Raw genomic sequence first — 21,704 nt, 5'->3', positions numbered from 1 at the left:
CCCGACTGTGATCCCCCTCACTTGCCACCGCAACAAAGCTGCGTGCGGTGATCCGCGCCTAGGCGGCAGCAGGCTCCTGCGGCTCGCCCAGCGACAGCATCAACCGGTTGGCCCAGTTGAAGAACGCCGCGCCATGCACGACGTCGGCAATCGCCAGGTCGTCCAGCCCCTGTGCGCGCAAGGCGTCGACGTGCGCAGGCCCGAAGGTCGACGGCGTGGCCGACAGCGCGACCGACGCCTGCACGATCGCATTCCAGCGCGCGCCCAGATCGGCCTGCACGCCCTCGTCGAGCAGCCGCTGCACGTCGTCAGTGCGCTGCGAGAAATGCGAGGCGAAGCGCGCGTGCACCGAGGCGCAGTAGATGCAGCCGTTGAAGCGCGAGGCGGCGGCGGCCGACAGCTCGCGCTCGGCGCGCGGCAGGCCAGCGTCAGGGTTGTAGAAGATGTCCTTGTCGGTGCGCGTGCGCGCGCCGAGGATGTCCGGGTCGCGCGCCAGCAGACGGAAGTACGGCGACTTGGCGCGCGACGCGTCGACGAGGCCGGCGTAGTGGCGCTCGGTCAGTTCGTCTTCCGGCAGCGGTTCGAGCCAGGGCAGCCATTCGAGCTGCGCCTGCGTGAAGCTGCGCGGATGCGTGTTGTGGGGATGGGTCAGGGTCGATTCTTTGCTCATGGGGCGCTCATGCAGAAGGGATGGCCAGCGCGCGCAGGCCGACGACGATGCGGATCTGGAACGCAAGGAACGCCACCAGCTGCGACAAGGTGACGATCTCCGTGGTGCGCCATCCCGCATCGAGCAGCGCTTGCAGTGCGGCCGGGCTGGCATCGCGCGGGTGGAAGACGAGCAGGTGCGCATGCGCGAGGCCGGCCGACAGCCGTTCGCCCAGCACCGCGCGCTGCGCCGCATCGACGGCGTAGACCGGGCCGGCTTCGTCTTCGACGCCGAGCGGACCTTCCGGATAACGGCCATACGGCCCTTGGGCGGCACCGCGTGCGACCTCCGCCTCGATGGCCCTCGCCACGCCCTGCCCCGCCAGGGCCTCGGCATAGAAGCGCGCCACGTCGGGTTGCCCATGCAATTCGGCGACGAAGGTCGCGACGGCGAAACGATCCGCGATCTCGAAGTGCCCGGCCACGGGTTCGTTCGGCGCGAACAGCGCCAGGTAGCTCTGCTGCGCCTGCGTGCGCGCCTGCTCGCGCTGCGCGCGCAGGCGGTCGAGCGCACTGCCGGGCGCGATGCCCACCAGCTGATCGATCACGTCGACAGCCTCGGGAACGGGAGAAGAAGAAACAACGGCATTCATAGAAGAAAAACAGCCTAGAGAAGCGCAAGCGATTGAAGGTCCGGCACGCCCGTGTCGCGCGCCCAGCCCAGGGCCGGTGCGACGACCGTGGCGGTCAGTTCGATGGAACGCAGGATGGCCGCGTGCGGCGGGTCGACCGAATGCACCTGGCACACGAGGTCGGTCACGCGCGCGAGCGTGCGGTCGGCGCGCAGCGAGGCGATCACGTCGTCGGGCGAACCGACATGCACGTCGTACGCGGCGATCAGCTGCTCGAGCGGCGCATCGGCGCGGACGCGGTCGGCCAGGCCGATCTGCCCCGTGGCGGCGGCCTGCACCACCGCGCGGCGCAGCCCGGTCTCGGCCAGGCGCAGCGCCTCCTGGCGGGTGTCCGCCACGAACACGCTGCGCGAACCCACGATGCGCGGCGTGCGCCCCGGCGGCAGCGCGGCCAGGTAGGCGTCGATGATCGGGTCCTGCAGGTCGGCCAGTGGCGCATCGGGCGCCTGCGCAGTGCGCGGCTGCGTGCGCGAGAGCATCAGCCCATCGCCGGCCGTGCCCGCGCGCGCGCCGCCGCTCACCGAGAACGTGGCCTGCCAGAGCCGGCCGAGCAGCTGCGCGCCCGCCGGATACAGCGTGTCGCCGCCGGGCAGCGGCCGGCCGGCCCAGGCGTCGCGCACCGTGGCGAGCTGCCGTTCGAACAGCGCCGCGCGGTCGTCGCTGTCCAGCCCGAAGGCCGCGAAGGACGCGGGCGTGCCGCCCGTGCCGACGCCCACTTCGAGTCGGCCGCCCGAGAGCAGGTCCAGCACGATCGCGTCTTCGGCCGTGCGCACCGCGTTCTCCAGCGGCAGCGTGACGATGCCCGTGCCCAGGCGGATGCGCCGCGTGCGCGAGGCCATGTGCGCGAGGAAGACGAAGGGCGACGGCAGGCCGCCCTCGTGCTCATGGAAATGGTGCTGCGCCACCCAGGCGCAGTCGAAGCCGAAGGCCTCGGCATGGGCGATCTGCGCGGTGACGAGGCGGTAGCGCTCGGCGGCGGGGGCATCGTCGAGCAGCCGGCTGAAGAAGCCGAGCCGCTTGCGCGGGGAAGTGAAGGTACCGGGCATCCGAAGGCCTGTGGGGTCGAGAGCCTTCGAGTGTTGCGCCGCAGGCCGCTCGAATGGAACGCCGGTTTTCGCGTTTGCTTATGCGCTTTGCGCGCATCGCGCGTTCAGCGCAAGGCGGCAGGCCGGCGCGCCAGGCGCCGCAGCCAGCCCACGCCCGCCCCGACGCCGACGGCCATCAGCCCGGTGGTGGCCAGCATCGCCGCCGTGTGGAGCGCGACGGCCGCGAGCGCCGGCGCGAGCGAGCCACTCATCGCGCCCTTCGCCGCATCACCCATGCACAGCGGGATCAGCGCCGGCACCAGCATCAGGCCGGCACCGTGCGCGGTGGACATCATGAAGGACCACAGCGCCAGCCCCGCGTGCCCCGCCGGCGCACGCGCCATGATGGGAAGACGGCCCGACAGGTGAACGAGCGCGACCACCGCGATCAGCCCACCAGCCAGCCACTGCAACAAGCCCCGGTCCATCGACAGGCCGAAGGCCACCGCAACGACCACGAGCGCCACCGAGGCCACATGCCCGACGCCGATCGGCCACAGCGCCCGCAGCGCCTGCGCCCGGTCGTGCGAGCGCAGGCCCCATGCGGCGGCGAACATCCAGCCGGTGGTGGGGTTCAGGCCGTGCAGGACGCCCATTCCCGCCACCGCCAGCCAGGGCCAGAGGCTTGCCATGGTGCAGACCGATCAGCACGCAGGTCGTGCGCTTCTTTACGACTGCGCATGGCAGCAACCACCCGCCGCCGCGACAGGCGCGGGCTCGTAGCGGTCGTGGTGACGGATCCAGTCCATCGTGTAGGACGGGTTGTGCTCGTCGCGGCCCTTGGGCACGAGGTCGAGCATGTTGTAGGTGCCCATCATGACTTCCACGCCGCGACCGTAGGTCGAGTAGGTGTGGAACACGTCGCCGGCGTCGTCCTTGAAGAACACGCTGACGCCGGGTGCCTCTTCGCTCGGGAACGGCTGCTTCACGTAGTTGTAGGCAACGGCGCCGCTGGCCATCTCGTCGGGCGTGAAGCTCACGCCGAAGTCGTGGTTGAAGTCGTTGTCGTGCGACGAGACCCAGGCGAACTGCCAGCCCATGCGCCGGCGGAAAGCCTCGATGCGGGCCAGCGGCGCGCGCGACACTGCCACCAGCGTGACGTCGCGGTGTTCGAGGTGCACGCGCATGCCGTCGGAGTGGTCGGCCATGAACGAGCAGCTCTGGCAGCCCTGCTCCCAGTCGGGGCCGAACATGAAGTGCTGCACGAGCAGCTGGCGACGGCCTTCGAACAGGTCGGCCAGCGGGCGGCGGCCCTGAGGGGTGTCGAAGACGTAGGCTTTTTCGACGCGCGTCCACGGCAACGCGCGGCGCTCCTGCGCGATCCGATCACGCAACTGGGTCAACTCCTTCTCGCGCGCCAGCAACGACTTGCGCGCGTTGATCCAGCGCTCGGGGGTCACGACGGGGTGATTCATTGTGGTGTTCATGGTGTGTGCTCCTTGGCGTATGTGTCGTTCAGGCCGTGGCCGTCTTCGGGCGGCGCACCGCGCGGACCTTGCTGGCCCGGCCGTCGCCGGCATAGAAGAGCCCCGCACCGTCGGACTCCAGGCCGCTCACGCCGACGCCGCTGGGCATTTCCAGCCGCGCGATCACGTCGCCGCTGGTGGGGTCGATGCGGCGGATGTCGCTCTGGTCGCCTTCCCAGGTGCCGTGCCAGAGTTCGCCGTCGACCCAGGTCACGCCGGTGACGAAGCGGTTCGATTCGATGGTGCGGCGGATCGCGCCGGTCGCCGGGTCGATCTGGTGGATCTTGCGGTCGCGGTACTCGCCCACCCAGAGGCTGCCTTCGGCCCAGGTGAGGCCCGAGTCGGAACCGTTGCCGGGTGCGGGAATCGAGGCCAGCACCTTGCCCGTGGCGGCATCGATCTTGTCGATGCGCGCCTCGACGATCTGATAGAAGCAGGTGCCGTCGAAGGCAGTGCCGGCGTCGCAGGCGACGTCGATGCGGCGCGTGGCTTCGCCGCTCGCGGGGTCGAAGGCGACCAGTTGCCCGCCGGTGGCGGCCCACACCTGGTGGCCGTCGTGCGTCACGCCGTGGATGCGCTCCACGCCTTCGAACGGGCCGTATTCGCGCACGATCTGCGCGGCCTGCACCGCGCCTTCGAACCGGTCCTTGCCTGCCTTCTTGCTCTGACTGTTGCTGCTGCTCATGGTGGGCTCCTGTAGGTGCGCCACAGGGGGTAGCGCATGAGCCCGACTCTATTCAATCGGCAGCGCGGCGGGGAGTAACAAGATCGTCGTGAATCCCGCCAGCGGCGGGGCCAGCCAGCGGCGCGCCCTGGCCTGTCCGATGGCACGCACGCGCCGTTCGGCCTCGAGTTCGGCCAGCGCGCGCTGCACGGTGCGCTGGCTCGCGCCCAGCGCCAATGCGAGCGCCGAGGTCGACCAGGCCGCGCCGTCGGACAGCAGCGCCACCAGCGAGGCCTGCTCGCCATCGATGGGCGGTGCCAGCACCACGACCGGACGCGCATCCAGAGGTTGGAGGATGAAACCCTGCGGCGTGGCCTCGATGCGCGCCATCGGCTTGACCAGCGCGCGCAGCCGGCCGATCTCGACGCGCAGCCGCGCGCGGTGCGTCTCGTCGGGGTCGCGGGTGCGGAAGGCGTCGGCGATCAGCGCGTCGCGGTCGACATCACCGGGCCAGGCTGCGGCCAGCGCACGCGCCAAAGAGAACAGCACGGGCCGGCGTGCGAGCGAACGCCAGGTGTCGCCGCCCCCGACGCCGCGGCGGCAGGCATCGACGACGAGCGCGTCGGACGCGAGCAGCGCCTCGACCTCATCGAGGCGCAGGGCCTGTTCACCACCGGCCGCAATGCGCCGGGCGGCGGGACGGTCGAGCGCGGCGCGCGCTTCCGCCACCTCGGCCAGCAACGCCGGCACGCGCGCACGCAGGGCCGCGTCATGCGCGCGGGTGAGCGCTGCCCGTGCCGTGCCGGTGCGCAGCGAACGCAAGGCGAGTTCCGCCGACGCCAGCTCGGCCACCGCCGCCAGCGACGGCGGCAGGCTGTGTCCGTCGAGCAGCGACAGCGCGGCGGCAGCCTCGTCGAGCCGGCCGAGCAGCAGCAGCCGGCGCGCCGCGATGAGCCGCGCCTGCAGTGCATTGACCAGGTCGTCGCGCGCCTCGAGCGTGACGGCCGCCGCGGTCAGCGCGCGCGGCGAGCCTCCCAGGTCGCGCATCGCGAGCGCCACCTCGGCCTCGGCGACGACGCAACGTGCGCGCGCCAGTTCTTCGTGTGATCCGAAGCCGCTCGCGGCACGCCGCAGCAGCTCGCGCGCACGCGGGTGCTCGCCGAGCTGGGCCATGGCGATGCCGCGCAGCGCGAGCGCCGGCGGGTCGTCGCGCAGGGCCACGCGCTTGAGGGCACCCAGCGCGTCGCCGGCAGCGAGCGCGCGCGCGGAGGCGGCGATGAGGGAATCCATGGGGCGACAGGCTACAACACCGCCGGTGCGCCCCGGCCCGCCCCCTCACGAGGCGGCGTCTTCAGTCCAGCGAGATGCCGCGTTCACGGATCAGCGCGTGCCACTTCTTGGTCTCGGCGAAGGCGTAGGTCTTCATCAGCACGCTGTCGCTCGGCACCGGCTCCCAGCCGCCTTCCTGCAGCCGCTTGCGCACGCCTTCGTTGGCCAGCGCAGCCTGCATCTCCTTCGAAAGGCGCTCCTGGATCGCGGCGGGCGTGCTGGCCGGCACGACCAGCCCCTGCCACGCGTAGGCCTCCGAATCCTTGAAGCCCTGCTCGCCCACCGTGGGCACGGCGGGCAGGATCGGCAGGCGCTTGGCGCTGAACGCCATCAGCGGAATGACCTTCCCCGACTGGATGGCGCTGAGCCCCGACGAGGTGTCCACCACCATCAGCGGCACCTGTCCGCCCATCACGTCCTGCAGCGCGGGCGCGGCGCCGCGGTACGGCACATGCATGGTCGACAGGCCGCTGCGGCTCAGGAACAGCTCCATCGCCAGATGGTGCGGGCTGCCGTTGCCCGGCGAGGCGTACGACAGCGTGCCCGGCTTGCTTTTCAGCTGCTCCATCAGGGCGCCGATGGTCTTGAGGTTCGTCGAGGGCGCCGCCACCAGGACCAGCGGCGTGCGCGCCATCAGGCCGAGCATCGCGAAGTCGCGGTCGACGGCATAGGGCAGCTTCTTGTAGAGCGCAGGGTTGTACACGAGCACGCCGTTGTCGGCCGTGAACACGGTGTAGCCGTCGCCCGGCGACCGGGCCGTGACCTCGGCGCCGATGATGGCGCCGGCACCCGCCCGGTTGTCGACGATCACCGGCTGGCCGGCCTGGACCGACATCTGCGCGCCGATGGTGCGGGCCAGGAAGTCGCTGCCACCGCCAGCGGGGTAGCCGACGATCCACTTGATCGGTTTGGACGGAAAGGCCTGCGCCTGCGCTTGCGCGTGGCCCCCGCCGGAAGCAAGCATGGCAGCCGCAAGTGAAAGGAAGGCGCGGCGCGCAAGGCGATGAGAAACGGGCATGAACGATGTCTCCTGGGCAGTGGTTGTTGTGACAGCGCTGCGATTGGATGCGAGCTTCATTCATGGTTCAATCAGATATTTCTTTGCTACTTATCGGATAAACCGATGAATGTCACGTTGCGCCAATTGCGCGCCTTCATCGCGGTCGCCCGCGCCGGCAGCGTGACCGAGGCCGCCCTTCGACTGCACATCACGCAGTCGGCACTGAGCGGCCTCATCAAGGACCTGGAGTCGAACCTGGGCGTGCAGATGCTTCACCGCACGACGCGCAAGCTGCAGCTGTCCAGCGCGGGCGAGGTGTTCCTGCCGATGGCCGAGCGCATCCTGCAAGACCTGGGCATGGCGCTCGATGCGGTGTCCGACCTGCGCGAGTTGCGCACCGGCACCGTGCGCATCGCGGTGCCGCAGGTGATGGCGTGCACGGTCATGCCGGAAATCATGGCCGCCTTCGCCCGGAAGTACCCCGGCATCCGCGTGCGCCTGCAGGACTCGATGGTCGAAAGCGTGCTGGGCCGCCTCATCAACGGCGACGTGGACCTGGCCATCGGCCCCGAGCGCGATGCACCGGCCAACGTGGTGGCGCGCACGCTCTTCACCCTGCCCTTCCTCGCGGTGCTGCCGCCGGGGCATCCGCTGACCAAAAAGCAGCGGGTCGCCTGGAGCGACCTGGTCCGCTACCCCGTGATCTCGCTGCAAGGCGAATACACACAGCTGCTCAGCGCCGAGCTGTATGCATCGCCGGGCCGGCTGGAGTTCAGCCCGACGCATGAAGTCGCCTTCCTGACCACGGCACTGAGCATGGTCGAGCACGGCCTGGGCGTGACCACCTGCCTGCCGTATGCCGGCGAGTTGCTCCAGCGTCAGAAGCTCGAGTTCCGCCCGCTCGTCACGCCCGTGCTCAGCCGCAAGTTCCAGGTGTGGCTCAACAAGGATCGGGGGCTCTCGCCGTCGGCGCAGGAGTTTCTCGACTTCCTGCTGCAGCACATCGAAGACCATCCGGCGCCCGAGGTGCGCGCGTTCCGCAAGGCACGCTGATCACGCGCGCAGCGGGACTCAGCTGCTGCCAGCGCCCATCGCGGGCGCCTGCACCCTCGCCTCCAGCCGCGTGCCCCCATCGCCCGCATCGATCTGCAGCGTGCCGCCGATGCGTGTCATGCGCGCCTGCATGCTGCGCAGGCCCAGTCCGCCGATCGATGAGGCGACCGTCACCGCATCGAAGCCCACGCCGTCGTCCTCGACGCTCAGGAGCACGCCGGCCTCGCCGTCGGCCAGCAGCTGCACGCGCAGGGTGCGCGCACGGCTGTGCTTCACCACGTTGGCCAGCGCCTCCTCGAGCAGGCGCGTGAGGCCCAGCACCTGGCGCGCGGACAGCGCGCAGGGCCACGCCGCGGGCGTCTGCCAGTGGCTGCGCACGCCCATTTCTTCGAACAGGCGGCCGAAGCGGTGGCGCATCGGCGCCAGCCATTGCGTGGGCGTGGCGGCCACCGGGGCCGCGCCGCCGCTGTGGGTGTCGATGATCTGGCGCAGGTCGTCGCGCAGCGACTTGAACATCGACAGGTACTGCGGTCGCTGCAGCGCCTCGCCCGACTGTTCCACCAGCGCGATCGAGCGCACCAGCGAACTGCCCAGGCCGTCGTGCAGGTCGTGCGCCACACTCAGGCGCTCGTGCAGCCGCACGTTGTCGAGTTCCAGGCGGTGTTCGCGGCTGAGCGTGTCGGCCAGCTCGGTGCGCGCCCCGCGCACTTCGCGTGCGAGGTCGTCGTTGAAGCTCTCGACCCGGCGCAGGCTGCGCGTGAAGCCACCGGCCAAGATGAGCGACATGCCGATCATGATCAACGGCGCCGTGACCACGGTGTAGCCGAAGCGGTCGTCGATGACGCGCAGGATCATCAGCGCGTCGTGCACCGCGGCCACCAGGAAGCCGAAGGCGCACAGGGCCAGCAGCAGGTGCTCGGTTTTCTTCGTGTCGAGCGCGCGCAGGATGAACTGCACGCACACGGCCATGAAGAGCAGCGAGTAGACGATGAACACCGCCAGCGTCGCGACCGACAGCGCAGGCTGCGGCAGCAGCGCAATCGCCGCCACGGCCAGCGCGGCCACCGCCCACAGCGCGCGGCTCAGGCGCGGAAAGCGCTGGCCGCCGAAGTGCCACATGAACATGCAGAAGCAGCTCACGTACAGGACCATCCAGGCCGTGATCCAGCGCGACCAGGCGTCGGTGGAGGCGAACGGCCACGGCAAGGTGCTGACCACGGTGTTGCTCGCGAACACCAGCCAGGCGATGGCGCTGAGCGCGTACCAGCCGTAGGCAACCTCTTGCCGGCGCATGAGCCACAGCACGAGGAAGAAGCAGCCCAGCGTGATCGAGATGACGAGGTTGACCGCGGGCAGCACGCGCGCGAACAGGCGGCGCTCGTCGTGGTATGCCACCGCCGCGTCCGCCGGGCCGAGCACCACGCGACCCAGCCCCGAGCCGTACATGCTGCCGCCCACCACCTGCACCCACAGCGTGTTGGTGCCGGGGTTCAACGCGGCGGCCGGCAGGAAGAAGACGCGCGGCGTGTTCCAGCTGCGGCTCAGTGGCTCGACCAGGCTGGCGTCGCGCCAGAGCAGGTTGTCGTTCAGCGAGATCGCGCCGGCCATGCTCAGGTAGTCGAAGGCCACGCCCAGCTGCGGCGCGTCGTCGCGGCCCGCGCAGGGGCGCTGCCAGTCGATGCGGTACCACACGATGCCTTCGAAGCCGGGCCAGCGCGTGGCCCAGTGATCAGGCAGCGTCACCGGCTGCCAGCCGTCGATGGGCGGCGGTGCTTCAGGCCCCGCGCCGGCGGTGGCGCGCACGGCCCGCACGCTGTCGATGTGCGGCGTGCACCCTTCGGCCGCCCATGCCGTGTGCGCGAACAACCACCACAGGCTCAGGCCAGCAAGCCACGCGAACGCGCTGCGAAGACGGCGCGCGTGCGCGAGGAAACGGTGAGCTTGCGGTAGATGTTCTTGATGTGGCATTCGACGGTGTGCCGCGACAGGAAGATCTGCTCGGCTATCTCGCGGTTGGTCAGGCCTTCGGCAACAAGCTGGAGGATCTGCAGTTCGCGCGAGGTCAGCACATCTTCGCCGACGCGCCCCGGCGTGGCCGGCGGTGCCTGCGTCAGATCGAGGATGCGCCGCGCAATGAACGGATCGATCGGCGCCCCGCCGCGCAGCACGCTGCGGATCGACAGCAGCAGCTCCAGGTCGTCGCGCTCCTTGAGCACGTAGCCGGTGGCGCCGGCGCGCAGCGCGTTGAGGATCAGGTCGTCGGTGCTCCAGGCGGAGATCACGAGGATGCCGGGGCCGTCGTCCGCATTCATCGATGCACTCATCTGCGTGATCAGCTCCACGCCGTTGCCGTCGGGCAGGCCCAGGTCGACGAGCACCAGTGCGAACGGCTGCCGCGCGAGTTCGACGCGGGCATCGGCCAGCGTGCCCGCCAGCACCAGCACCTCGCGGGCATAGCCCAGCTGCGCCAGGATGTCGACGATGCGCCGCTGCATCAGCGCGTCGTCCTCGACGATCAGCACGGGCGCCGGCAAGTCGGGACTGGGCGGCGGCGTCATCGCCGGACCTTCGGGCGGGGGAGAGAAAGCGGACATCAGGACGGTTCGGACAAGGTGGGAAGCATGCCCGAATCATCACCCAGGCTTCGCGCGCGAAGCTGCAGTGTCTCCTCGCGGCTGCGCGCCTGCCATCACCAGATCTGGGGGTTCTGGGGGCAAGGCGCGGCATCGGTCGGTCTTCGCCTACAGACACGCGCCATGCGAGCGACCATCGTGAGGCCATGACACATCCGATCGAACTCATCATCGACGAGCCGGCTCCCGGATCCTTTGTCTGGCGGCTGCTCGAAACCGACACCGACGGTGCGCATCCCACCGTCCTTCGCTGCGCCTTCGACCCGGTCGAGAGCTACGAGCTCGCACTGGCGTCGGGACAGCGCGCCCTGCGCAGCGAGATGCGCGCGCACGGCACTACAACAGAAGGCCACTGAGCTGATGGCGGCTTCGCGAGGCGTCCTACCGCTGTCGCGCCGTCGGTTCCCAGGCTAGTGGACTCGCCGCCCGCGGCCACGGTCGATCCGGCGGTCGCCGAATGTTGGCGCTTCGCGGGGGCAGTCGCATACTCGACAGATGCCCTCTTCCCCCACGCGTGCGCGGGTCTACCTCGCTGGCCCCGACGTCTTCCGGCCCGACGCCGCGCAGTACTTTGCCGCGCTGGCGCTGGCCTGCGACGCGCTCGGCATGACGGCGGTGCCGCCGTTCGACGGCACGCACGCCGGCCCCGACCCCGCGCGCCGGATCTACGAGGAGAACATGAAGCTGCTGCGGTCAGCGGACGGCGTCATTGCCAACCTCGCGCCGTTTCGCGGGCTGGAGCCGGATTCGGGCACGGTGTTCGAGGTCGGCGTGGCCATCGCCCTGGGCCTTCCGGTGGCCGCCTACGGCGTTCCGCCAGGCACCTATGCGCAGCGCGCCGCCACGGCAGGCGTCGTCGGCCGCGACCCGGACGGCAGCTTGCGCGACCCCGAGGGCACGCTGATCGAAGATTTCGGGCTGCCGCTGAACCTCATGCTGGCCTGCTCGGTGCGCTTTTCGGACCTGGCGACCGACGCCTTGCGGGTGCTGGCCGAGGTGTTGGGGTCTGCGCCTGCCCAGCGGCAGTGAGTCGAAATTAGTGAAATAAGTCACAAATCAAAGGTGGGGCATCACCAATTTTGGGGAGACAGCCCCTCGAAGTAAGCCTTTCATCCTCTTTTTGCGTTGGACATGCCAACGCCCCAAAAAGGAGGCCAGCATGCCCCCCTCAGATCAACAAGCAGTTTTCGAAGCGGCGGGCCGCCTGGGTTCCATGGAGGTCCTTGCCACGCAGATCAGCGCCATCGTCTCGATGCTGCGCGCCCTGTACGCCGCACACCCCGAGCCGGCGAAGGTCCGATTCCATTTCGACCGGCTGATCGGCCAGCTGCTGAGCAGCCCCTACCTCAGCCACGACCCGGATCACGCGCTGATCCTTCAAGACACGGCCGCGACGCTGGTGCGGCCATCGATCGAATCCGATCCGGTGCGTTAAGCATCAGGTGCCCACCAAGGAGAGACTGAAATGAGCTTCGAAAAAATCAAGCTGCGGTTCGGCCGGTCGTTCCGTCGCGGCGACCGCGTCGTCAGCGAAGGCCGGCCCGGCACCATCACCGGAGCGACCTATCCGCACGTGCGGGTGCGCTTCGACGGGCGGCAGATTTCGGTGCCTTGCGATCCATGCGAACTGCATGTGGGCGCAGCGCCGATCGCGACGCTATCCGCACTCGTACCGCAGCCGTCCTGAAGACATCGCTTCGCCATTTCGGCGGAGCGGTCGCGCGTTGCGCGCAGACGCAAAAAAGCCCCGACTGGCGGGGCTCTTTTGGGCTGTTTGATCACTGCAAAGTGATCAGGAAGCCAATCCTGGCGGAACCGGAGGGATTCGAACCCTCGATGAGGCTCTACACCCCATACTCCCTTAGCAGGGGAGCACCTTCGGCCACTCGGTCACAGTTCCTGAAAGCAACCGCGATTATGCCATTACTTAAGCGGTCGGTTGGTCGAGATCGAACGCTTTATGCAGTGCGCGCACGGCCAATTCCATATATTTTTCGTCGATCACGACCGAGGTCTTGATTTCGCTGGTCGAGATCATCTGGATGTTGATGCCCTCTTCGCTCAACACACGGAACATCTTGCTCGCCACACCCACGTGGCTGCGCATGCCGATGCCCACGATGCTGACCTTGCAGATCTTGGTGTCGCCCACGATTTCGGTGGCACCCAGCGAAGGCATCACCTTCGACTCGAGCAGTTCGACCGTGCGCGCGAACTCGTTGCGATGCACGGTGAAGCTGAAGTCGGTCTTGCCGTCCTTGCTGAGGTTCTGGATGATCACGTCGACTTCGATGTTGGCGTCTGCCACGGCACCGAGGATGTGATACGCGATGCCCGGCTTGTCGGGCACGCCGAGCACCGAGATCTTGGCTTCGTCGCGATTGAATGCGATGCCGGATACGACGGCTTGTTCCATGTTTTCGTCTTCCTCGAAAGTGATCAGCGTGCCGGACTTGGCCTCTTCATTGATGTCGATGTCCCACGGCGTGAAGCTCGAAAGCACGCGCAGCGGCACCTTGTACTTGCCGGCGAATTCCACCGAGCGGATTTGCAGCACCTTGGAGCCCAGGCTGGCCATCTCGAGCATCTCTTCGAAGCTCACGGTGTTCAGGCGGCGCGCGTCGGGCTCGACGCGTGGGTCGGTGGTGTAGACGCCGTCGACGTCGGTGAAGATCAGGCACTCGCTGGCCTTCATGGCCGCCGCGATGGCCACCGCCGAGGTGTCGCTGCCGCCACGGCCGAGCGTGGTGATGTTGCCCTCGTCGTCCACGCCCTGGAAGCCGGTGATGACCACGACGCGGCCGGCCTCGAGGTCGGCGCGCACCTTGGCGTCGTCGATGCTCTCGATGCGGGCCTTGGTGTACGAGTTGTCGGTGCGCACCGACACCTGCCAGCCCGCGTAGCTCACGGACTCAGCGCCCTCGGCCTGCAGCGCCATCGCCAGCAGTGCCGACGAGGCCTGTTCGCCGGTGGCGGCGAGCATGTCGAGTTCGCGGTGATAGGCCACGCCGGGTTTGCCCGGGGAGAGCTCCTTGGCAAGACCGAGCAGGCGGTTGGTTTCGCCGCTCATGGCGCTGGGCACCACGATCATCTGGTGACCCGCACGCGCCCATTTGGCGACGCGCTTGGCGACATTGCGGATGCGCTCGGTCGAGCCCATCGACGTGCCGCCATATTTGTGAACGATCAATGCCATGGATGAAATCAGAGAAAGATAAAGGGCCGCCTGGACAGCGGCGCCCTGCAAGCCGTCAGAGCGAAGTCTTCAGCGAGGGCGGGGCATTGTACCAATGCAGCCGCTCGCCCCTGCGCTCGGCGAAGCCCGCGCCCACCTTGAGGTGGATGCGGTGGCCGCGCGTGCTGCAGGCGCGGACCTGGTCCAGCAGCTGGTCGAGCTGCGCCGCGCTCGGTGCGCAGCCGTGCGACTGCATCAGCCAGTGACGCAGCACGTTGGCCTGCCGCGCGCGGGACAGCGCCTGCAGCGGTCGGATCTGCGGCGGCTCACCCACCGCAGCGAGGTCTTGTGCCGCCAGTTCGCCCAGCAGTTGTTGGGCCTGCGCCGCGTGGCCGATGCTGCGCGCGAAGGTGGCGCGGAACTGCGGGAAAGCTTCCGCCAATGCAGGGAGCAGCACGGCGCGAATGCGGTTGCGGGTGTAGCGGGCGTCGGCGTTGCTCGGGTCTTCGATCCACGGCAACTGCTTGTGCGCAAGCCAGTCCCGGATATCGGCCGCCGACACCGCAAGCAACGGTCGATGGATGTTCAATCCGTCGCGCACAGCATGCACAGGCATCGCGGCCAGGCCCGGCAGGCCGGCGCCGCGGGACAGCGCCAGCAGCAGCGTTTCGACCTGGTCATCGGCGTGGTGCCCCAGCGCAATGGACGACACGGCAGGCCGCGCCCCATCGGCTTGCGCCATGGCGGCATACGCCTGATAGCGTGCGCGTCTCGCCGCATCCTCGGGACTGTCGCCTGAGGCATGCCGCGCGTCGACCCGGTGCGTCACCAGCGGCACGCCGAGCCGTTCGCAGACCTGCGCGCACTGCCGCTCGAAGTCGTCGGCCGCTGTCTGCAGGCCATGGTGCACGTGAAAGGCGATCACCTGCCCCGGCCAACGCGCCGCGCAGGCCGCGAGCAAGGCGGTCGAATCCGCACCGCCGCTGAAGCCGACGGCCAGCGGCAGGCTCACCGGTTCGAACGCTGCCATGGCGCGTTCGAAGGCTTCGCTCATGATGGAAAAGGAAAAGCCGCTCAGCGGCTGTTGTCGGCCTTGGTGTCGTTGAACCGGCCGTAGCTCTGCAGGCGCTCGTAGCGGCGGTCCAGCAGTTCCTTCGTCTTCAGGTCGCTGACCTGGCGGAAGGCGTCGTTGAGCGCGCGCTTGAGGAACGCGGCCATCTGGCGATGGTCGCGGTGCGCGCCGCCGACGGGTTCGTTGACGATCTTGTCGACCAGGCCCAGCGCCTTCAGGCGGTGCGCCGTGATGCCCAGTGCATCGGCGGCTTCCTGCGCCTTGTCGCTGGTCTTCCAGAGAATGGACGCGCAGCCTTCGGGGCTGATCACGGAGTAGATCGAGTACTGCAGCATCACGAGCTGGTCGCCGACCGAAATGGCCAGCGCGCCGCCCGAACCACCCTCACCGATGATGGTGACGATGATGGGTACCTCGAGCTGCGCCATCTCGAAGATGTTGCGGCCGATGGCTTCCGACTGGCCGCGCTCTTCCGCGTCGATGCCGGGATAGGCACCGGGCGTGTCCACGAAGGTGAACACGGGCAGCTTGAATTTTTCGGCCGTCTTCATGAGACGCAGGGCCTTGCGATAGCCCTCGGGCTTGCTCATGCCGAAGTTGCGCGCGGTGCGTTCCTTCGTGTCGCGGCCCTTCTGGTGACCGAGCACCATGCAGGGCACGCCGTTGAAGCGCGCAAGGCCACCAACGATCGACAGGTCGTCCGAGAAATGACGGTCACCATGCAGCTCGACGAAGTCCGTGAAGATTTCGTTGACGTAGTCGAGCGTGTATGGGCGCTCCGGATGCCGCGCGATCTTGGTGATCTGCCAGGGCGTCAGGTCGCTGTAGATGTCCTTGGTGAGCTGCTGGCTTTTCTTGCCGAGCTGATCGATTTCTTCCGAGATGTCGACCGCCGATTCGGTCTGGACATAGCGCAGTTCTTCGATTTTGGTTTCGAGTTCAGCAATGGGCTGCTCAAAGTCGAGGAAGGTTCGTTTCGCCAACGTCTTCTCCTGTTTATTTCATCAATTGACCGGCCATCCGGCTCTTTTGCATTCATTCCAGAAACACCGAGGAACCGGCTTTGCCGGGCCTCCGGTGTTGCCCCCTCGAAGGGGGTTGGCGAAGCGACACGAAGTGCGCGAAGCCTGGGGGTGATCCTTAGTAAACGACCGGCACGGGGTCCAGCGATCGCCAAATATACCAAGTCGCCACGCTGCAATACGGCGCCCAGGCCACGGCGACGTCGCGGGCATCGCTGCGGCTGACCGGGTCGCCTGAAAAATAGTTGACGCTGATGCCGTTGAGCAGCCCCTGGTCGTCGACCGGCAGCACGTTCGGGCGCATCAGGTGGAAGATGAGGAACATCTCGGCGGTCCAGCGGCTGATGCCGCGGATGGCCACGAGCTCTTCGATGATGAGCTCGTCCGACATGTCTTTCCAGCGGTCGACATGCACGGTGCCTGAATCGAAATTCAGGGCCAGATCGACCAGATATTCGATCTTGCGCGCCGACAGCCCGGCGCCGCGCATGTCGTCGACCTTGAGCTTGAGCACGTTGGCCGGCGTCAGCTTGCGCGGCAGCGTCGCAAACTTGTCCCAGGTCGACTGCGCGGCCTTGACCGAGATCTGCTGGCCCACGATGCTGCGCGCCAGTGTGGTGAAGGCGTCGCCGCGCGACTCGAGGCAGGCCTCGCCGAACTTCGGAATGAGCCGCTTCATCACGCGGTCTTTCTTGGCCAGGTGCTTGCAGGCTTCCTCCCAATAGTCCGGCGTGTAGATGCGCACGCTGGTCTGCTGGGTGGCGGGTACGGGGTTCGTCGTTCCGTTCACTGTGCAGCCGCCCAGGTCGTTCCCGTGGGCGAATCCTTGAGCTCGATGCCCTGCTCGAGGAGTTCCTTGCGAATGCGATCGGCTTCGGCGAAATTCTTCGCCGCCTTGGCCGCAGCGCGTGCGTCGATCTTCGACTGGATGGTGGCTTCGTCGAGCGTGGTGCCGGCTTGCAGGAACGCCTTCGGATCGCCTTGCAGCAGACCCAGCGTGCCGGCCAGCGCCTTGAGCAGGCCCGCGGTGTCTGCGGACTTCGTGCGATTGACCTCGCCGGCCAGCTCGAACAGCACGGCGATGGCTTCGGGCGTGCCGAAGTCTTCGTCCATGGCCGCCTTGAAGCGCGCGGCGTGGGGCTGCGTCCAATCGATGGCCACGGTCGCCGGGGCCACCAGGTCGAGCGCGGTGTACAGCCGCTTGAGCGAGTTGCGCGCGTCGTCGAGGTGCGCATCGCTGTAGTTGAGCGCGCTGCGGTAATGCGTGCGCACCAGGAAGAAACGCAGGCTTTCTGCGTCGTACTTCTGCAGCACTTCGCGGATCGTGAAGAAGTTGCCCAGGCTCTTGGACATTTTCTCGTTGTCCACGCGAACGAAGCCGTTGTGCACCCAGAAGCGCGACAGCGGCTTGCCGTTGGCGCCTTCGCTCTGCGCAATTTCGTTCTCGTGGTGCGGGAACTGAAGGTCCGCGCCGCCGCCGTGGATGTCGAAGGTTTCGCCGAGCGTGGCGCAGCTCATGGCCGAGCACTCGATGTGCCAGCCTGGGCGGCCGGTCCCGAAGGGGCTCTCCCACTTGGCGTCGTCGGGCTCGGTCGGCTTGGCGGATTTCCAGAGCACGAAGTCGAGCGGATCCTGCTTGCCGTCGAGCACCGCGACGCGCTCGCCGGCGTGCAGTTCGTCGAGCGACTTGCCCGAGAGCTTGCCGTAGCCGGGGAACTTGCGCACCGCATAGTTCACGTCGCCGTTGTCCGAGCGGTAGGCCAGGCCCTTGCGCTCCAGCGTCTCGATGATGCCGAGCATCTGCGGCACGTATTCGGTGGCGCGCGGCTCGATGGTGGGCGGCTCGATGCGCAGTGCACCGATGTCCTCGTGCATGGCCGCGATCACCTCGTCGGTCAGCGCGCGGATGGTGATGCCGCGCTGGACCGCGCGCGCAATGATCTTGTCGTCGATGTCGGTGATGTTGCGCACGTAGGTCACGGCATAGCCGCTGGCGCGCAGCCAGCGCTGCACCACGTCGAACGCCATCATCATGCGGGCATGGCCGATGTGGCACAGGTCATAGACCGTCATGCCGCACACGTACATGCGAACCTGCCCAGGTTGCAGGGGGGAGAATTCCTCCAATTCACGCGACAGCGTGTTGTAGATGCGCAGACTCATGGGACTCGGAAAGCGTTGATTCGCGCACGTGCGGTACGGGCGAACAACGGTGTATTTCAGGGGTGACGGGGGGCGTGGCTACGAGGGGTTGGACGTGGCCCCTCGGCTACAATGCGACGCAGTATAAACGGCTGCCGCCGCGCAGCATCCGGGTGTTCTCCAGGCCCGCTCCCCCTATCCTGCCGAGACTTCATGAAGCACGCCGTGTTCTCCAAACTCCCCCTCGCCTTTGCACTGCTGTTCGGTCTGTGGGGCTTTGCCGCGCACGCCAACGACTACGACGACGTCAACCTTTTGCTGCGCCAGGGCAAGTCCGCCGAGGCGCTCGCCAAGGCCGACACCTACATCGCCGGCAAACCGCGCGATCCGCAGATGCGCTTCCTGCGCGGCGTGATCCTCACCGAGCAGAACAAGACCGCCGAGGCGATCACCACGTTCACGCAGCTCACGCAGGACTTCCCGGAACTGCCCGAACCCTACAACAACCTCGCGGCGCTGTACGCGTCGCAGAGCAAGTTCGACCAGGCCCGCGCCGCGCTCGAAACCGCGCTCAAGCTCAGCCCCAACTACGCCACCGCGCACGAAAACCTCGGCGACGTGTACGCACGACTGGCTGCCCAGGAATACCAGCGCGCCCAGCAGTTCGCCACCACCAACGCGAGCGTCGCGCCCAAGCTCGCGCTGATCCGCCAGATCTTCACACCCAAGGCCGCGGCCGATGCGGCCGCGCTGCCGGCCGCACCCGCCGAAGTGCGCAAGCCCGTGGGCCGCACGACCAAGTAACAGCCTCTTGCAATTCGGCGGTGCGCACACAGTTGCCTCCCAGCCTGCGCCATCGCAGGCCCATCGTCCTCCCCTCCACCCGTACACGGAGCCTCATTTGACGACTTCTGCACTTTCCCGTTTCAGCCGCCGCGGCGCCCTCACGCTGGCCGCGGCCCTGGCCTTCGGCGCCGCCGCCGGCGCGCATGCCCAGCAGGCCGCGCCGCGCGTCAAGCTCGCCACCTCGGCGGGCGACATCGTGGTCGAGCTCGATGCGGCCAAGGCCCCCAAGACGGTCGAAAACTTCCTGCAGTACGTCAAGGACAAGCACTACGACGGCACGGTGTTCCACCGCGTCATCGACGGCTTCATGATCCAGGGCGGCGGCTTCACGGCCGACCTGCAGCAAAAGCCCACGCGCCCGCCGATCCCGCTCGAGGCCAACAACGGCCTGAAGAACGACAAGTACACGATCGCGATGGCCCGCACCGGCAACCCGAACTCGGCCACCTCGCAGTTCTTCATCAACGTGAAGAACAACGACTCGCTCAATGCACCCAACCCCGACGGCTACGGCTACACCGTGTTCGGCAAGGTTGTCGCCGGCACCGACGTGGTCGACAAGATCCGCGCCGTGCAGACCGGCAACAAGGGCGGCATGCAGAACGTGCCCGTCGAAACCCTCACCATCAAGTCCGCCACGCTGGCGAAGTAATCTCATTTCCGTAGAAGGAGCTATCCCATGAGCAACCCACAAGTCGAACTGCACATCAAGAACTACGGCGTCATCACGCTCGAACTCGACGCCGAAAAGGCGCCGAAGTCGGCCGCCAACTTCATCGAGTACGTGAAGAAGGGCCACTACGACAACACGGTGTTCCACCGCGTGATCCCTGGCTTCATGGTGCAAGGCGGCGGTTTCGAGCCCGGCATGAAGCAAAAGCCCACCGGCGCCGAGATCGAGAACGAAGCCAACAACGGCCTCAAGAACGCCAACTACACCGTGGCCATGGCCCGCACGAGCGCACCGCACTCGGCCACCGCCCAGTTCTTCATCAACGTGGCCGACAACGGCTTCCTGAACCACACGGCTCCCTCGGCCCAGGGCTGGGGCTACGCGGTGTTCGGCAAGGTCACGGGCGGCGCCGATGTCGTCGACAAGATCAAGGCCGTGAAGACGGGCCGCAAGGGCTTCCATGACGACGTGCCGCTCGAGGACGTCGTGATCGAAAAGGCAGTCGTCACTGTCGAGTGATGCACCTCAGGCACGACGCAGCGGCATGACCCCGGTGGCGAACCCGGCTTTCTCCGAGCTGGTGGCGCCGCCCGCGTGGCGCACCGTCGACCTGATCTCCGACCTGCACCTGCAGGCCAGTGAGCTGGCCACCTTCGAGGCCTGGCAGGGCTACCTGCAGACCACGCCGGCCGATGCGCTGGTCATCCTCGGCGACCTGTTCGAGGTGTGGGTGGGCGACGATGCCGCCGACCAGCCCGGCTTCGAGGCGCAGTGCGTCGAGCTGCTGCAGCGCACCGCGCAACGCATGCCGGTGTTCTTCATGCACGGCAACCGCGACTTCCTCGTCGGCAAGGCCTTTGCCGCGCAATGCGGTCTCACGCTGCTCGACGACCCCACCGTGCTGGTGCTGCACGGCGAGCGCTGGCTGCTGAGCCATGGCGACGCCCTCTGCCTCGAAGACACCGACTACCTTCAGTTTCGCGCCCAGGTGCGCACGCCCGAATGGCAGGCTGCGTTCCTCGCGCGCCCGCTGGAAGAGCGCCGCGCCCTCGCCCGCGCCATCCGCGCACAGAGCGAAGACCGCAAGCGCGATCCCTCGACCCTCTGGGCCGACGTGGACGCCGACGCGGCACGCCAATGGCTGCAGCACGCGGGTGCCAGCGCGCTGATCCACGGCCACACCCACCGCCCCGCCGTCCACGACCTGGGCCACGGCCTGCGTCGCATCGTGCTGAGCGACTGGGATGCCGCCGCCCATCCGCCACGTGCGCAACTGCTGTGCCTGTCGGCCGCCGGCGCGCAGCGCGTCGACCTGCGCTAGCCGCACCGCCCGCCAATGTTCAAGTGGCTGCGCCGCCTGCGCACCCTGCCCCCGATTCCCGACGCCGCCTGGCGCGCCACGCTCACGCGTTACGCCTTCCTGGGCGCGCTGCCGCCCGCGCAGCAGCAACAGCTGCGCACACTGGCGGCCGAGTTCCTGCGTGACAAGGAATTTCACGGCACGCAGGGCTTCGTCATCACCGACGAGGTGGCGCTGGCCATCGCGGCGCAGGCGGTGCTGCCGGTGCTGCACCTGAAGGACGGGCTCGACTGGTACGACGATTTCGTCGGCATCGTGGTGCATCCGTCCGAGGTGGTGGCGCAGCGCAAGGTCGTCGATGACGCGCTGGTCGTGCACGAGTACGAAGAGGTCGTCGCAGGCGAGGCGATGGACCAGGGCCCCGTCATGCTCAGCTGGCAGGACGTGCTCGCGAGCAGCGTGACCAGCGAAGGCGGCTACAACGTCGTGATCCACGAGTTCGCCCACAAGATCGACATGCGCAGCGGCATCGCGGACGGCTGCCCGCCGCTGCCAGCCGGCTTCATGGGCCGGCGCAGTGCGCGCGAGGCGCGTGCGGCCTGGATGGCCGTGCTGCAACCGGCCTACGACGACTTCCGCGAAAAGACCATCCTCGCCGAGCGCTTCGGCGCCGAGCCGCCCTGGCTCGACGACTACGGCGCGACCTCGATCAGCGAATTCTTCGCGGTGGCCTGCGAGGCCTACTTCGTGAACCGGCCGAACTTCGCGCGCGACTTTCCGCAGGTCGTGGCGCTGTTCGACGCATTTTTCCTTCCCGCGAAGCCCTGAGCTGACGCGATTCAGACAAAGAAAAGGCGCCTCGGTGAGGCGCCCTTTTCATGCATGCGGCTGCATCGCCGCAATG

General features: G+C 67.9%; 25 protein-coding genes and 1 tRNA gene. 10 read left to right on the top strand and 16 right to left on the bottom strand.

The window, feature by feature from the left end:
- Nucleotides 1–58 precede the first annotated feature (58 nt).
- From AC3WQM_RS10900 to AC3WQM_RS10865, 8 genes are all read right to left on the bottom strand, one after another.
- Nucleotides 59–670: an alkylhydroperoxidase domain protein gene (locus AC3WQM_RS10900; RefSeq protein WP_492678639.1), complete on the bottom strand. Its 612-nt coding sequence runs from the start codon at nt 668–670 to the stop codon at nt 59–61.
- Between the two features lie 7 nt (nt 671–677).
- Nucleotides 678–1,301, bottom strand: a complete 624-nt coding sequence (locus tag AC3WQM_RS10895; RefSeq protein ID WP_492678637.1) for a CMD domain protein — start codon at nt 1,299–1,301, stop codon at nt 678–680.
- A gap of 14 nt (nt 1,302–1,315) precedes the next feature.
- Nucleotides 1,316–2,386: a putative FMN-dependent luciferase-like monooxygenase gene (locus tag AC3WQM_RS10890; RefSeq protein ID WP_492678635.1), complete on the bottom strand. Its 1,071-nt coding sequence runs from the start codon at nt 2,384–2,386 to the stop codon at nt 1,316–1,318.
- 104 nt (nt 2,387–2,490) lie between these two features.
- On the bottom strand, nt 2,491–3,057 hold the full coding sequence (locus AC3WQM_RS10885) for a hypothetical protein (RefSeq protein WP_492678633.1): 567 nt from the start codon (nt 3,055–3,057) through the stop codon (nt 2,491–2,493).
- A 36-nt stretch (nt 3,058–3,093) separates the two neighbouring features.
- On the bottom strand, nt 3,094–3,852 hold the full coding sequence (locus AC3WQM_RS10880) for a DUF899 domain-containing protein (protein WP_492678631.1): 759 nt from the start codon (nt 3,850–3,852) through the stop codon (nt 3,094–3,096).
- A gap of 28 nt (nt 3,853–3,880) precedes the next feature.
- Nucleotides 3,881–4,576, bottom strand: coding sequence for a Vgb family protein (locus tag AC3WQM_RS10875; RefSeq protein ID WP_492678629.1), 696 nt, complete (start codon nt 4,574–4,576; stop codon nt 3,881–3,883).
- Nucleotides 4,577–4,624: 48 nt separating this feature from the next.
- Entirely contained in the window at nt 4,625–5,845 is a 1,221-nt protein-coding gene (locus AC3WQM_RS10870) for a helix-turn-helix domain-containing protein (protein ID WP_492678627.1), read from the bottom strand.
- 61 nt (nt 5,846–5,906) lie between these two features.
- Entirely contained in the window at nt 5,907–6,848 is a 942-nt protein-coding gene (locus AC3WQM_RS10865; RefSeq protein WP_492678625.1) for a Bug family tripartite tricarboxylate transporter substrate binding protein, read from the bottom strand.
- 159 nt (nt 6,849–7,007) lie between these two features.
- Here AC3WQM_RS10865 and AC3WQM_RS10860 point away from each other — a divergent pair, with 159 nt between their 5' ends.
- Entirely contained in the window at nt 7,008–7,937 is a 930-nt protein-coding gene (locus tag AC3WQM_RS10860) for a LysR family transcriptional regulator (protein ID WP_159272076.1), read from the top strand.
- 18 nt (nt 7,938–7,955) lie between these two features.
- On the opposite strand, the gene AC3WQM_RS10855 is transcribed toward AC3WQM_RS10860, so the two are convergent.
- Both AC3WQM_RS10855 and AC3WQM_RS10850 read right to left on the bottom strand, forming a co-directional pair.
- A complete protein-coding gene (locus AC3WQM_RS10855) occupies nt 7,956–9,803 on the bottom strand; it encodes a sensor histidine kinase (RefSeq protein WP_492678623.1) in 1,848 nt (615 codons plus the stop codon).
- An 11-nt stretch (nt 9,804–9,814) separates the two neighbouring features.
- On the bottom strand, nt 9,815–10,495 hold the full coding sequence (locus AC3WQM_RS10850; RefSeq protein ID WP_492678621.1) for a LuxR C-terminal-related transcriptional regulator: 681 nt from the start codon (nt 10,493–10,495) through the stop codon (nt 9,815–9,817).
- Between the two features lie 221 nt (nt 10,496–10,716).
- Between AC3WQM_RS10850 and AC3WQM_RS10845 the strand changes: the two genes are divergently transcribed.
- From AC3WQM_RS10845 to AC3WQM_RS10830, 4 genes are all read left to right on the top strand, one after another.
- Nucleotides 10,717–10,926, top strand: coding sequence for a hypothetical protein (locus AC3WQM_RS10845; protein ID WP_139705507.1), 210 nt, complete (start codon nt 10,717–10,719; stop codon nt 10,924–10,926).
- A 139-nt stretch (nt 10,927–11,065) separates the two neighbouring features.
- Nucleotides 11,066–11,599: a nucleoside 2-deoxyribosyltransferase gene (locus AC3WQM_RS10840; RefSeq protein WP_492678619.1), complete on the top strand. Its 534-nt coding sequence runs from the start codon at nt 11,066–11,068 to the stop codon at nt 11,597–11,599.
- A gap of 130 nt (nt 11,600–11,729) precedes the next feature.
- Nucleotides 11,730–12,005, top strand: coding sequence for a hypothetical protein (locus AC3WQM_RS10835; protein WP_492678617.1), 276 nt, complete (start codon nt 11,730–11,732; stop codon nt 12,003–12,005).
- Between the two features lie 30 nt (nt 12,006–12,035).
- A complete protein-coding gene (locus AC3WQM_RS10830; protein ID WP_489057025.1) occupies nt 12,036–12,257 on the top strand; it encodes a hypothetical protein in 222 nt (73 codons plus the stop codon).
- A gap of 120 nt (nt 12,258–12,377) precedes the next feature.
- Here the strand turns inward: AC3WQM_RS10830 and AC3WQM_RS10825 are convergent.
- The 6 genes from AC3WQM_RS10825 to cysS form a co-directional block, all read right to left on the bottom strand.
- Nucleotides 12,378–12,470 (bottom strand) — tRNA-Ser (locus AC3WQM_RS10825).
- Nucleotides 12,471–12,497: 27 nt separating this feature from the next.
- Nucleotides 12,498–13,766, bottom strand: a complete 1,269-nt coding sequence (locus AC3WQM_RS10820) for an aspartate kinase (protein ID WP_099796662.1) — start codon at nt 13,764–13,766, stop codon at nt 12,498–12,500.
- Nucleotides 13,767–13,821: 55 nt separating this feature from the next.
- Nucleotides 13,822–14,799, bottom strand: coding sequence for a tRNA lysidine(34) synthetase TilS (tilS, locus tag AC3WQM_RS10815; RefSeq protein WP_492678615.1), 978 nt, complete (start codon nt 14,797–14,799; stop codon nt 13,822–13,824).
- A gap of 20 nt (nt 14,800–14,819) precedes the next feature.
- Complete coding sequence (locus AC3WQM_RS10810) at nt 14,820–15,800, bottom strand: acetyl-CoA carboxylase carboxyltransferase subunit alpha (RefSeq protein ID WP_056582036.1); 981 nt, start codon at nt 15,798–15,800, stop codon at nt 14,820–14,822.
- Nucleotides 15,801–15,957: 157 nt separating this feature from the next.
- Nucleotides 15,958–16,629, bottom strand: coding sequence for a DNA-3-methyladenine glycosylase family protein (locus AC3WQM_RS10805; protein WP_492678613.1), 672 nt, complete (start codon nt 16,627–16,629; stop codon nt 15,958–15,960).
- Entirely contained in the window at nt 16,626–18,002 is a 1,377-nt protein-coding gene (cysS, locus tag AC3WQM_RS10800) for a cysteine--tRNA ligase (RefSeq protein ID WP_492678611.1), read from the bottom strand. Before cysS ends, AC3WQM_RS10805 begins: the two co-directional genes overlap by 4 nt.
- A 192-nt stretch (nt 18,003–18,194) precedes the next feature.
- On the opposite strand from cysS, the gene AC3WQM_RS10795 reads away from it, so the two are divergent.
- From AC3WQM_RS10795 to AC3WQM_RS10775, 5 genes are all read left to right on the top strand, one after another.
- Entirely contained in the window at nt 18,195–18,785 is a 591-nt protein-coding gene (locus AC3WQM_RS10795) for a tetratricopeptide repeat protein (RefSeq protein WP_492678609.1), read from the top strand.
- A 97-nt stretch (nt 18,786–18,882) separates the two neighbouring features.
- Complete coding sequence (locus AC3WQM_RS10790; RefSeq protein WP_492678607.1) at nt 18,883–19,479, top strand: peptidylprolyl isomerase; 597 nt, start codon at nt 18,883–18,885, stop codon at nt 19,477–19,479.
- Between the two features lie 27 nt (nt 19,480–19,506).
- Nucleotides 19,507–20,019 (top strand): peptidylprolyl isomerase, encoded by a 513-nt coding sequence (locus tag AC3WQM_RS10785; RefSeq protein ID WP_492678605.1) that lies wholly within the window; start codon nt 19,507–19,509, stop codon nt 20,017–20,019.
- Between the two features lie 25 nt (nt 20,020–20,044).
- A complete protein-coding gene (locus AC3WQM_RS10780; RefSeq protein WP_489057031.1) occupies nt 20,045–20,821 on the top strand; it encodes a UDP-2,3-diacylglucosamine diphosphatase in 777 nt (258 codons plus the stop codon).
- A 15-nt stretch (nt 20,822–20,836) separates the two neighbouring features.
- The gene (locus AC3WQM_RS10775; RefSeq protein ID WP_492678603.1) at nt 20,837–21,628 is read left to right on the top strand and encodes a M90 family metallopeptidase; all 792 of its coding nucleotides are present in this window, start codon (nt 20,837–20,839) and stop codon (nt 21,626–21,628) included.
- Nucleotides 21,629–21,704: the final 76 nt, after the last annotated feature.

Source organism: Variovorax sp. FW301-JW7 (genome assembly GCF_058788795.1).
This window is presented reverse-complemented; position numbering and strand designations above follow the sequence as displayed.

Excerpts from the sequence above, each read along its gene's own strand:
- AC3WQM_RS10900 (WP_492678639.1), bottom strand. The coding sequence starts at position 670 with ATGAGCAAAGAATCGACCCTGACCCATCCCCACAACACGCATCCGCGC.
- AC3WQM_RS10895 (WP_492678637.1), bottom strand. The coding sequence starts at position 1,301 with ATGAATGCCGTTGTTTCTTCTTCTCCCGTTCCCGAGGCTGTCGACGTG.
- AC3WQM_RS10890 (WP_492678635.1), bottom strand. The coding sequence starts at position 2,386 with ATGCCCGGTACCTTCACTTCCCCGCGCAAGCGGCTCGGCTTCTTCAGC.
- AC3WQM_RS10885 (WP_492678633.1), bottom strand. The coding sequence starts at position 3,057 with ATGGCAAGCCTCTGGCCCTGGCTGGCGGTGGCGGGAATGGGCGTCCTG.
- AC3WQM_RS10880 (WP_492678631.1), bottom strand. The coding sequence starts at position 3,852 with ATGAACACCACAATGAATCACCCCGTCGTGACCCCCGAGCGCTGGATC.
- AC3WQM_RS10875 (WP_492678629.1), bottom strand. The coding sequence starts at position 4,576 with ATGAGCAGCAGCAACAGTCAGAGCAAGAAGGCAGGCAAGGACCGGTTC.
- AC3WQM_RS10870 (WP_492678627.1), bottom strand. The coding sequence starts at position 5,845 with ATGGATTCCCTCATCGCCGCCTCCGCGCGCGCGCTCGCTGCCGGCGAC.
- AC3WQM_RS10865 (WP_492678625.1), bottom strand. The coding sequence starts at position 6,848 with ATGCTTGCTTCCGGCGGGGGCCACGCGCAAGCGCAGGCGCAGGCCTTT.
- AC3WQM_RS10860 (WP_159272076.1), top strand. The coding sequence starts at position 7,008 with ATGAATGTCACGTTGCGCCAATTGCGCGCCTTCATCGCGGTCGCCCGC.
- AC3WQM_RS10850 (WP_492678621.1), bottom strand. The coding sequence starts at position 10,495 with ATGACGCCGCCGCCCAGTCCCGACTTGCCGGCGCCCGTGCTGATCGTC.
- AC3WQM_RS10845 (WP_139705507.1), top strand. The coding sequence starts at position 10,717 with ATGACACATCCGATCGAACTCATCATCGACGAGCCGGCTCCCGGATCC.
- AC3WQM_RS10840 (WP_492678619.1), top strand. The coding sequence starts at position 11,066 with ATGCCCTCTTCCCCCACGCGTGCGCGGGTCTACCTCGCTGGCCCCGAC.
- AC3WQM_RS10835 (WP_492678617.1), top strand. The coding sequence starts at position 11,730 with ATGCCCCCCTCAGATCAACAAGCAGTTTTCGAAGCGGCGGGCCGCCTG.
- AC3WQM_RS10830 (WP_489057025.1), top strand. The coding sequence starts at position 12,036 with ATGAGCTTCGAAAAAATCAAGCTGCGGTTCGGCCGGTCGTTCCGTCGC.
- AC3WQM_RS10820 (WP_099796662.1), bottom strand. The coding sequence starts at position 13,766 with ATGGCATTGATCGTTCACAAATATGGCGGCACGTCGATGGGCTCGACC.
- tilS (WP_492678615.1), bottom strand. The coding sequence starts at position 14,799 with ATGAGCGAAGCCTTCGAACGCGCCATGGCAGCGTTCGAACCGGTGAGC.
- cysS (WP_492678611.1), bottom strand. The coding sequence starts at position 18,002 with ATGAGTCTGCGCATCTACAACACGCTGTCGCGTGAATTGGAGGAATTC.
- AC3WQM_RS10795 (WP_492678609.1), top strand. The coding sequence starts at position 18,195 with ATGAAGCACGCCGTGTTCTCCAAACTCCCCCTCGCCTTTGCACTGCTG.
- AC3WQM_RS10785 (WP_492678605.1), top strand. The coding sequence starts at position 19,507 with ATGAGCAACCCACAAGTCGAACTGCACATCAAGAACTACGGCGTCATC.
- AC3WQM_RS10780 (WP_489057031.1), top strand. The coding sequence starts at position 20,045 with ATGACCCCGGTGGCGAACCCGGCTTTCTCCGAGCTGGTGGCGCCGCCC.
- AC3WQM_RS10775 (WP_492678603.1), top strand. The coding sequence starts at position 20,837 with ATGTTCAAGTGGCTGCGCCGCCTGCGCACCCTGCCCCCGATTCCCGAC.